Here is a 10,093-nt window from a genome sequence, read left to right on the forward strand (position 1 = left end):
AAAGATGATCGCCTACTCGTCATCATCGGACCTTGCTCAATCCACGATCCTCGCGCTGCTGTTGAGTACTGTCAGCGATTACTCGCAGAGCGCGATCGTTTTGCTGGTGAACTCGAAATTGTGATGCGCGTCTATTTTGAAAAGCCACGCACAACTGTGGGTTGGAAAGGTTTGATTAATGATCCGTACTTAGATGAGAGCTATCGTATTGAAGAAGGTTTGCGTATTGCCCGCCAAGTGTTGATGGAAATTAATCGTCTTGGTATGCCAGCTGGAAGCGAATTCTTGGATGTGATTTCTCCGCAATATATTGCTGACTTGATTTCTTGGGGCGCTATCGGAGCACGCACCACTGAGAGTCAAGTTCACCGCGAACTCGCCTCAGGCCTCTCTGCACCAATCGGATTCAAGAATGGTACCGACGGAAACATTAAGATTGCTACCGATGCGATTCAAGCGGCTAGCCGTCCACACCACTTCTTATCAGTGCATAAGAATGGTCAGGTTTCTATTGTGGAGACTAAAGGCAATAAAGACTGTCACGTTATTTTGCGTGGTGGTAAAGAGCCAAACTATGAAGCGCAGTATGTACAAGCGGCCTGCTCAGAGCTTGCAGCAGCAAAGCTTCCAGCCAGTTTGATGGTTGACTTGTCGCATGCGAACTCCAGCAAAAAACATGAGCGTCAAATTGTGGTGGCAGAAAATATTGCCGAGCAAATTGAATCCGGCTCAAATCAAATTTTCGGCGTAATGATTGAAAGTCACCTAAATGATGGTGCACAAAAATTCACGCCAGGTAAAGATGACCCAAATAAGTTGGAATATGGCAAGAGTATTACTGATGCCTGCATTAACTGGGAAGATTCAGTCAATGTATTGCAACGCTTAGCTTTAGCTGTGAAAAATCGCAGAAAAGCAAAGAAATAAACTGCTTCGTTTTATTTCGTCAAAAAAGAGACTAATTTATTTAGTCTCTTTTTTTTCGTGCTTCCAAAGAACGTCTTGGCCACCCGCTGCACGATTGAGTACACGCGCCAGCACAAACAAGAGATCAGACAAGCGATTGACGTATTGACGCGGAGCATCGTACAGAGGCTCCTCCCAACCCAAACGCACAATCGATCGCTCAGCACGCCTGCAAACTGTTCGACATACGTGAGCCTGAGCTGCCGCACGAGTACCGCCGGGGAGAATGAATTCAGTTAAAGGGGGCAAAGTTGCATTGTATTTTTCCAACCAAACATCTAACTGGGCTACATGCTCAGGCTTGAGCAAGGTGTAATTAGGAATACAAAGCTCACCACCCAAATCAAATAAGTCATGCTGCACTTGCAAAAATAAGACCCTTAACTCCTCTACAAGGCTCTCAGGGATCAATTCAGTCATCAAAACACCGATTTCGGAGTTCAATTCGTCTACATCGCCCATAGCGCAGATGCGCAAATGATCCTTTTCTACTCGGCTACCATCGCCAAGCCCGGTCATACCCGCATCACCAGTTCTGGTGGCTATTTTTGAAAGTCGATTTCCCATGAACTAATTATAGGTAAATGGCTAAAATGATTCTTATGAATATGGTGACCCCACCCCCCGAGCTCGCGGCCATTACCGCCCTTCAATCCAAATTGGTATCGGCCCTGCGCCCCATCCTCCCGGAGCATGCCTTGCTATGGGAGCCTGAGGACACGATTCCCTATGAATGTGATGGTCTAGCGGCCTATCGACGCATGCCCCTCGCGGTAGCCTTACCGGAGACTGAGGAGCAGGTTGCCCAGATCCTAAAGACCTGCTTTGAGATGCAAGTGCCTATCGTTCCACGCGGATCTGGCACTGGCTTATCCGGTGGCGCCATGCCTATTTCTCAAGGCTTAGTGCTCTCGCTAGCCAAACTCAAAAAGATTATCAGCATTGATCCCTTCACTAGAACTGCGGTTGTGCAACCTGGTGTTCGCAATTTAGCTATCTCAGAAGCAGTTGCTCATCTTGGTCTGTATTACGCTCCAGACCCCTCTTCACAGATTGCCTGCTCCATTGGTGGCAATGTGAATGAAAACTCTGGTGGTGTCCACTGCCTCAAATATGGACTAACCCTTCACAACGTCCTCAAAGTTCGCGGCGTGTTGATGAATGGTGAAATCGTGGAATTTGGCAGCCTTGCGCCGGACTCTCCAGGACTCGATTTATTGGCAATTGTGATGGGTAGCGAAGGCATGCTCGCAGTGGTGACTGAAGTCACGGTCAAGCTCATTGCTAAGCCAAAATTGGCTCGCGTCATCATGGCCAGTTTTGACGATATTGAAAAAGGTGCTGATGCAGTTGCTGCGATCATCGCTGCTGGCATCATTCCTGCCGGCTTAGAAATGATGGATAAAGCCACTACTCGTGCAGTAGAAGAATTTGTTCATGCGGGGTATGACCTTGAAGCTGAGACCATTCTCCTGTGTGAGTCCGATGGCACGCCTGAAGAGGTTGCAGAAGAAATTGAGCGCATGACTAAGGTGCTCGAACTAGCAGGAGCTAGTGGTATTCAGATTTCTCAAAATGAATCGGAGCGCTTGAAATTTTGGAGTGGTCGTAAGAATGCCTTCCCCGCAGCAGGACGCTTAGCGCCTGATTACTACTGTATGGATGGAACAATCCCCCGCAGAAATATTGGCACTCTACTCAGACGTATTCAGGTTATGGAAAAGAAATATGGTCTTGTTTGCTTGAATGTATTTCATGCGGGCGATGGCAATATGCATCCACTCATTTTATTTAACGGTGCCGATCAAGATGAGTGGCATCGAGCTGAAGAATTCGGTACTGAAATTTTAGAAGCCTGTGTCGAGCTCGATGGCACGATTACTGGTGAGCATGGCGTTGGAATTGAAAAAATTAATTCCATGTGCGTTCAATTTGGTGAAGGTGAACGCGAGTCTTTCTGGGGAGTTAAGGCAGCATTTGACCCTGAACGATTATTAAATCCTGATAAGGCGATCCCCACATTAAATCGTTGTGCTGAATACGGTCGTATGCGCATTAGTGGCGGCAATTTACCGCATCCCGAGTTGGAGCGCTTCTAATGTCCACATCCAACAATATGGCTATTGATTTATTTCGCGAACAAATTCTGGCAGCAGTCAAAAATAAAACACCACTATCAATTGAAGGTGGTGGAACAAAGTCTTGGTATGGCAATACCAATTCCTATGCCAAGTTAGACACCCGCCCTTATTCTGGCATCCTGGAATACCAGCCTGAAGAATTAGTGATTACGGCTTGTGCTGGCACACCATTAAAGGAAATTGAAGCAGCTCTAGCTGAGAAAAACCAAGTGCTGGCTTTTGAGCCACCCCATTTTGGTCATAACGCAACTTTTGGTGGCACCATAGCTGCAGGCTTAGCAGGACCTGGTCGCATTAGCGCTGGCAACTTACGTGACTTTGTTCTTGGTGCACGCATCATGGATGGCAAAGGCCAAGACTTATCTTTTGGCGGCAAGGTGATGAAAAACGTGGCGGGATATGACGTTTCACGTTTGATGCCCGGATCTATGGGAACCCTCTCACTATTACTCGAGGCTTCTGTAAAAGTACTACCTAAGCCAGCAGCAACAGCCACCTTACGTTGTCAGCTCAGCCAAGAAAAAACCTTGCGCCTCTTAAATGAGTGGGCTGGGCAACCCTTACCACTCTCAGCTAGCTGCTGGATTGGAAGCCCAAGAGGTGGCGATGGTGAACTTACCATTCGTCTGGCCGGTGCTGCTGCTGCTGTTAAGTCTGCAATTCCGCTAATGAATGCAGCTATCGATGCTGTTGAAGTGGACCCAGTGCTTGCACAAATATTTTGGAGTGAGCTACGTGAGCAGCACTTAACTGTTTTTACAAACCTAGATAGTGCTGACACACTCTATCGCCTAGCTCTTCCAGCCGCATGTGGTCCACTTGCAATTAAAAATGCCGTTGGCGATATTGCTTTGGAATGGCATGGACAGCAACGCTGGTTTAAAGCGCCTGGCGATGATGCCACTTTTGCATCCATCAAAGCATTAGCCAATGCCAATGGTGGGCATGCAACGCGCTTTAAGCAAGGAAGCAGTGTTGATCCAAGTAAGCAACGCTTTACCCTTTTGAGTGAGCAAGCGCACTCAACTGCTTTAGAGGCAGTACAAGCACGCCTAAGAGCCGCCTTTGATCCAGCAGGCGTATTTGCTACTTCACGCCTTCCTTAAGTCTTTATATGCAAACTCAATTAGCTCCCCAATTCGCCAATACTCCTGAAGGAATAGAGGCCGCCAGAATTCTTGGAAAATGTGTGCACTGTGGCTTCTGCACTGCTACTTGCCCCACCTATCAAATTCTGGGTGATGAACTCGATGGCCCACGTGGTCGTATCTACCTCATCAAGCAGATGGCTGAAGGGCAAGCGCCGACTGAAAAAACACGCATGCATTTAGATCGCTGCTTAACTTGCCGCAATTGCGAAAGCACTTGCCCAAGCGGTGTGCAATACGGCAACTTGGTGGATATTGGTCGCAAGTGGGCAGAAGAAAACACTCCTGAGCGCCCTCTTGGCCAGCGCCTCACCCGCTGGGCTTTAAAAGAAGGTTTAACCAGCCCTACATTATTTAATTCAGCGATGGCAATTGGTCGCTTAGTTCGCCCACTGATGCCGGCTGGCATCCAACGCAAGATTCCAGAAGCTAAAAATAAAGCATTAGCTAGACACACCGATCCTTACGCCAGGCCACAAGCAAGTCACTCTCGTAAGATGCTCTTACTCGAGGGTTGCGTACAGCCAGGCATGCTTCCCAACATTAATTCCGCTGCTGCACGTGTTTTAGATGCACTCAAGATTCAACTGATTAGCGCGCCTAATGCCACATGTTGTGGCGCACTGCGTTACCACCTTAACGATCAAGCTGGTGGCCTTGATAACGCCAAACAAAATATCGATGCCTGGTGGCCACAAGTGGAACAAGGTGTGGAGGCCATCGTCATGACTGCATCTGGTTGTGGCGTCATGGTCAAAGACTATGGCCATCTATTTGCAAATGATCCGCAATATGCAAGTAAAGCAAAGAAGATCTCTGATCTCACGAAAGATATTTCAGAAATCTTGCCGTCACTTGAGGGAGAGTTGATTTCTCTGGTGGGTGCAGATCCCAAGCCTGGCGTGGTGTATCACCCACCTTGCACACTTCAACATGGTCAACAAATTCGCGGGAAGGTAGAAGGCCTGCTAGCTAGTATTGGTATTGGTGTGCGCTTATGCGCTGATAGCCACCTCTGCTGCGGTTCTGCAGGCACCTACTCGGTAACCCAGCCAGAGCTCTCAGAGCAGTTACGCCATAACAAGCTTGCCCACCTCAATGCCGCCTGCGAAGAGTCTGGCGCGAAAGTCATTGTGTCTGGAAATATTGGTTGCATCACCCATCTGCAGCAAGATGACACCCCAGTACTACATTGGATCGAGATTGTTGATCAACTCATCAGTCAACAAGGCCAAACCAGATAATGAGTCAAATTACTACCAACCTGATGTTGGTAAGGCGAAGGTTAGAACTGGCAGCGCTAGCAGCTAAACGTGAGCCAGAAGACATTCAACTGCTTGCGGTAAGTAAAACTTTTCCAGCAATAGCGGTTGAAGAAGCTATGCATGCTGGTCAGACTGCCTTTGGTGAGAACTATGCTCAAGAAGGTGTTGAAAAAATTCAGCAACTTGCGAAGTTGCGTCCTTGGCTAGAGTGGCATTTCATTGGTCCAATTCAGAGCAATAAAACGCGAGATGTCGCAGAACATTTTGATTGGGTGCACAGTATTGACCGACTCAAAATTGCAGAGCGCCTTTCGACTCAACGCGGAGAATTTCCTGATTTGGGTGAACTGCAAGTCTGCGTTCAAATTAATGTGAGTGAAGAAGAATCTAAAAGTGGAATATCGCTTGAGGAAGTTGAAACGCTTTGTGATGCCGTAGCAAAACTCCCCAATCTGGTACTTCGTGGACTGATGGCTATCCCCGCGCCCAGCGAAGATGTAAGCCAACAGCGCCGAGCCTTTGCTGCTGTCAGGGAGTGTTTTGTCGGACTTAAAGCAAAGCATAGTAATGATCTTGGGTATGACTTCTTCGATACCCTCTCCATGGGAATGTCGGACGATATGGAAGCAGCAATTGCTGAAGGCAGCACCATGTTACGTGTAGGAAGCGCTATTTTTGGGAAGCGCGATAAGATAAAAATATGAGCACACAACAAACAAACCAAAATGCCCACATCACCTTTATTGGCGGTGGCAATATGGGCCGCGCATTAATTAGCGGATTACTCGCCAACGGTTTTGAAGCCAAACAACTTTCTGTAGTGGAAGCCAATGCGAGCACGGGCCTGCAATTGCACCAAGATTTTGGCGTACAGATTATTGGTGCTTTGGATCAAATTGCTTTTGACTTCTCTAAAAATAATGTTGTAGTTATGGCGATTAAGCCTCAGGACTTCAATGTAGTAGCGAAGTCTTTAAATGCGAAACTGAAACATGGAACAGCGCCAGGTCCGTTGATCCTCAGCATTGCAGCTGGCATTCGCCTCAAAGACATGAGTCGCTGGCTTGACCACGCACGTTGTGTTCGCGCTATGCCAAATACTCCCGCCCTCATTCGTAAAGGTATTACAGGTCTATTTGCAGATGCTGGCGTCAGCGCATCTGATCGTGCTCTAGCAGAAACCATTTGCAATGCAGTTGGCCAGGCAGTCTGGGTCAATGAAGAAAAACTCATGGATGCTGTTACTGCGGTTTCTGGAAGTGGCCCCGCCTATGTCTTTGCTTTCTTGGAAGCCATGCAATCTAGCGGTGAAAAGCTTGGACTTGATGCAGTCACTGCTCGCAAACTAGCTTACGCCACCCTAGAAGGTGCCACACAGCTTGCCCATAACTCCGATGAGCATGCAGGCGTACTGCGTGAACGAGTCACCTCTAAAGGCGGCACAACTGCTGCAGCACTCGATACACTCAAACAACTTGATTGGCATGGTGCACTTGAAAAAGCAATTGATGCTGCCAGTCAACGTGGCAAAGCCATGGGCGATGAACTAGGAAAGTCCTAAAAGGATTCCAAGAAAAAGGAATCCGCCTAACCAGTTGTTGTGGCGAAATGCCTTGAAGCAGTCCTCACGCCTGCGGGTCGATACTAGTTTCAGATGATAGATGGCGCAAGTTAAAGCCAGACACCAACCCACCCAAAAGTAATTATTCAGATTTGCCAACTGGGCAACCCAAGCTTGGCTGAGGAATAGTACGCCGTAACTCAGTGCAATTGCGAGCACGTCAAAGCGGCCAAACGTAATGGCTGAAGTACGCAAGCCCAAACGCAAATCATCATCACGATCAACCATGGCGTAAGCCGTGTCATAAGCAATAGCCCAGAAAATATTGCCGACAAACAAAATCCAAGCTTCAAGAGGAATAAAGCCAAGAACTGCGGCATAGGCCATCGGAATGCCGAAACCAAAAGCAATACCAAGAACGGCTTGCGGAATAGCAAAGAAACGCTTCGTAAAGGGATAGAGAATCGCAACTGCCAAGGCAAAGAAAGAGAGTTCTTTGGTCAGGGCATTGAGGGGTTGAATAAGTAAGTAGGCTATCAAGGCTAAAGTGGCCGCTACAACCAGAGCCTCTTTTCCAGAAATCTTGCCACTGGTAATCGGTCGATCCTTAGTCCTCAAAACATAGCGATCAAAATCTTGATCCGCATAATCATTGATGGCACAACCAGCACTACGCATTAAAAATGTACCCAAGGCAAAAATAATCAGCAGATGGAACTCAGGAAAGCCGCCACTCGCCAACCAAAGCGCCCACAAAGTTGGCCACAATAGAAGTAGCGTGCCGATCGGCTTATCTAAACGGATTAAGTAGGCGTAAGCAACAATGCGATTGCGCATCAGATTAATCATCTTTCTTTCAAACAATCATGCTCATGATCGCATTATCAAGCTTTTAGAAATTCAGTACGAGATCCAAGCCAACGCTCAAGATGTCTTTCTACCAACTCTCCATGCTCGGCCAGCAAACGCTCAGCAGCCGTCTGCGCTAATTCAATCAACCAGGCGTCCCGCTGAAGATCAACGAAACGTAACATAGCATCACCAGATTGCTTGGCCCCTAATAACTCGCCAGGACCACGTAGCGATAAATCGCGCTCAGCAATCACAAAGCCATCCGAAGTCTCTCGTAAGGTTTGTAAGCGCTCTTTAGCGGCTAAAGATAGAGGCTCTGCATACATCAAGATGCAAACTGAATCTGCCGAACCGCGCCCTACACGCCCACGTAACTGATGGATTTGCGCATACCCAAAACGTTCAGCATGCTCGATCACCATGAGAGCTGCATTGGGAACATCCACCCCCACCTCAATCACTGTAGTTGCAACTAAGAGCTGGATTTCATTGGCTTTGAAGGCTGCCATCACTGCAGCTTTTTCTTCACTCTTTAAGCGACCATGCACTAAACCCACTTTGAAATTTGGTAATGCTTGCGTGAGCTGCTCAAAACTTTCAACTGCAGTTTGTAATTGCAATACCTCTGACTCTTCAATCAAAGGGCATACCCAATAAGCTTGCAGTCCCTTTGCTAGCCAATCATGCAAACCGCTAATCACCTCATCTCTTCGTGCCGCCTTGACTACTTTGGTGGCAATCGGTTTTCTACCGGGAGGTAATTCATCAATCACAGAAACATCTAGGTCAGCGTAATAGGTCATTGCCAAAGTCCGCGGAATCGGAGTAGCCGACATCATCAATTGGTGACAATAGAATAGTTCCGAGCCAACGCGTTGCTGAATCTCTAGACGCTGCCTCACACCAAAACGATGTTGCTCATCAATCACCGCTAAACCTAAATTAGCAAAGCTCACCTTATCCTGAATAAGAGCATGCGTACCAATAATCAGCTGAGCCTCACCACCCTCAATCATTTCTTGGGCAAGTCTTTTCTCTTTAGCCTTCAAGCTGCCAGAGAGCCAAGCAATCTTGATGCCTAGAGGTCCAAACCACTCCTGCATTTTGAGATAGTGTTGCTCCGCCAGAATTTCCGTAGGCGCCATGATGGCAGCTTGATAGCCATGATCCATGGCGCGTGCAGCAGCTAATGCAGCAATCACGGTTTTTCCACTCCCCACATCGCCTTGCAATAGGCGATTCATCGGAAAGGTATTGGATAGATCGGATCCAATCTCAGCCCAGACTCGGGCTTGAGCACTAGTCAACTTAAAGGGTAAAACTTTCAGCAAGCCATCTTCAATACTGGTAGTTTTTTTGCTTACCTTACTTGCTGGCTGATCCTTTGCAAAACTAGGAGCGCGTCTTTCTCTACGAATGGCATGAGCCCGCTTTAAAGAAATCTGCTGCGCGAGCAATTCTTCAAACTGAACACGACGCCAAGCAGAATGGGTCCGATCTAGAAGTGATTGAGTATTGGCATCTGCGGGTGGCTGATGTAAATAGGTAATCGCATCTTGCAGCGGTGGCCAATCATTGCTTGGCAATATTTCTGCCATGAGTTTGGTGGGTAAAAATTCCGCCAAACTTTCTTTCAAACTTGAATCACGTAAAGCTTGTAAGACTGCCTTACGAATAACTGTTTGCGAGACACCTGCACTTGCAGGATAGACCGGGGTCAAACTTGCTGGCAATGGTGCATCTGGAGTCAAGGCCCGAACTATAGGGTGAACCATTTCAGAGCCTTGATAGCCTTCTCGAACCTCACCTCGAACTCGGACATGGGCACCGACTGCCATTTGCTTTTGCTGGCTCGGGTAAAAATTGAGGAAACGGAGCTGTAGCGAAGCGGTGTCATCCTCAATCGTGACCAAGAGCTGCCTTCTAGGGCGGAACATGACCTGATTGCGAATGACAACACCCTGGGTCTGGATGGAATGAAATCTTCCAAGGGCTAAGGCTTCCTCGATAGTGAAAAGCTCAGTCTCATCCTCGTAACGGGATGGCAGGTGCAAAGCAAGTGCCATAGGGCTGTTTAAACCCATCTTTTCGAGTGCAGTTGGCGGTCGCTTAGTCGTCATCGTTAAAATCCAATACCTGATGGTAATGCTATGCAACTTT

At 47.7% G+C, this 10,093-nt stretch carries 9 protein-coding genes; 6 read left to right on the plus strand and 3 right to left on the minus strand.

Annotated elements, in window-relative coordinates:
* Positions 1–927: 3-deoxy-7-phosphoheptulonate synthase (locus tag B7Y67_RS07155; protein WP_293598046.1), on the plus strand; the 927-nt coding region annotated here is incomplete at its 5' end.
* Positions 928–963: 36 nt separating this feature from the next.
* Here the strand turns inward: B7Y67_RS07155 and B7Y67_RS07160 are convergent.
* Complete coding sequence (locus B7Y67_RS07160; protein WP_215386657.1) at positions 964–1,533, minus strand: cob(I)yrinic acid a,c-diamide adenosyltransferase; 570 nt, start codon at positions 1,531–1,533, stop codon at positions 964–966.
* Positions 1,534–1,559: 26 nt separating this feature from the next.
* Between B7Y67_RS07160 and B7Y67_RS07165 the strand changes: the two genes are divergently transcribed.
* From B7Y67_RS07165 to proC, 5 genes are read left to right on the plus strand one after another with little or no spacing between them, the layout of a single operon-like run.
* Complete coding sequence (locus tag B7Y67_RS07165) at positions 1,560–3,065, plus strand: FAD-linked oxidase C-terminal domain-containing protein (protein WP_293598053.1); 1,506 nt, start codon at positions 1,560–1,562, stop codon at positions 3,063–3,065.
* The gene (gene glcE, locus B7Y67_RS07170; RefSeq protein WP_293598047.1) at positions 3,065–4,213 is read left to right on the plus strand and encodes a glycolate oxidase subunit GlcE; all 1,149 of its coding nucleotides are present in this window, start codon (positions 3,065–3,067) and stop codon (positions 4,211–4,213) included. Before B7Y67_RS07165 ends, glcE begins: the two co-directional genes overlap by 1 nt.
* Positions 4,214–4,221: 8 nt before the next feature.
* Complete coding sequence (gene glcF / locus B7Y67_RS07175; protein WP_293598048.1) at positions 4,222–5,499, plus strand: glycolate oxidase subunit GlcF; 1,278 nt, start codon at positions 4,222–4,224, stop codon at positions 5,497–5,499.
* Complete coding sequence (locus B7Y67_RS07180) at positions 5,499–6,224, plus strand: YggS family pyridoxal phosphate-dependent enzyme (protein WP_293598049.1); 726 nt, start codon at positions 5,499–5,501, stop codon at positions 6,222–6,224. Before glcF ends, B7Y67_RS07180 begins: the two co-directional genes overlap by 1 nt.
* Entirely contained in the window at positions 6,221–7,081 is an 861-nt protein-coding gene (proC, locus tag B7Y67_RS07185; protein WP_293598050.1) for a pyrroline-5-carboxylate reductase, read from the plus strand. The genes B7Y67_RS07180 and proC overlap by 4 nt, the downstream gene beginning before the upstream one ends.
* On the opposite strand, the gene ubiA is transcribed toward proC, so the two are convergent.
* Together ubiA and recG are read right to left on the minus strand one after the other, a co-directional pair.
* Positions 7,067–7,918, minus strand: a complete 852-nt coding sequence (ubiA, locus tag B7Y67_RS07190; protein WP_293598051.1) for a 4-hydroxybenzoate octaprenyltransferase — start codon at positions 7,916–7,918, stop codon at positions 7,067–7,069. The two genes, proC and ubiA, sit on opposite strands and share 15 nt — an antisense overlap.
* A 47-nt stretch (positions 7,919–7,965) precedes the next feature.
* On the minus strand, positions 7,966–10,053 hold the full coding sequence (gene recG, locus B7Y67_RS07195) for an ATP-dependent DNA helicase RecG (protein ID WP_293598052.1): 2,088 nt from the start codon (positions 10,051–10,053) through the stop codon (positions 7,966–7,968).
* Positions 10,054–10,093 lie beyond the last annotated feature (40 nt).

It is taken from the genome of Polynucleobacter sp. 35-46-11, assembly GCF_002281105.1.

Bases quoted from the DNA above. Each gene is read 5' to 3' on its own strand.
- B7Y67_RS07160 (WP_215386657.1), bottom strand. From the start codon at position 1,533: ATGGGAAATCGACTTTCAAAAATAGCCACCAGAACTGGTGATGCGGGT.
- B7Y67_RS07165 (WP_293598053.1), top strand. From the start codon at position 1,560: ATGATTCTTATGAATATGGTGACCCCACCCCCCGAGCTCGCGGCCATT.
- glcE (WP_293598047.1), top strand. From the start codon at position 3,065: ATGTCCACATCCAACAATATGGCTATTGATTTATTTCGCGAACAAATT.
- glcF (WP_293598048.1), top strand. From the start codon at position 4,222: ATGCAAACTCAATTAGCTCCCCAATTCGCCAATACTCCTGAAGGAATA.
- B7Y67_RS07180 (WP_293598049.1), top strand. From the start codon at position 5,499: ATGAGTCAAATTACTACCAACCTGATGTTGGTAAGGCGAAGGTTAGAA.
- proC (WP_293598050.1), top strand. From the start codon at position 6,221: ATGAGCACACAACAAACAAACCAAAATGCCCACATCACCTTTATTGGC.
- ubiA (WP_293598051.1), bottom strand. From the start codon at position 7,918: ATGCGCAATCGCATTGTTGCTTACGCCTACTTAATCCGTTTAGATAAG.
- recG (WP_293598052.1), bottom strand. From the start codon at position 10,053: ATGACGACTAAGCGACCGCCAACTGCACTCGAAAAGATGGGTTTAAAC.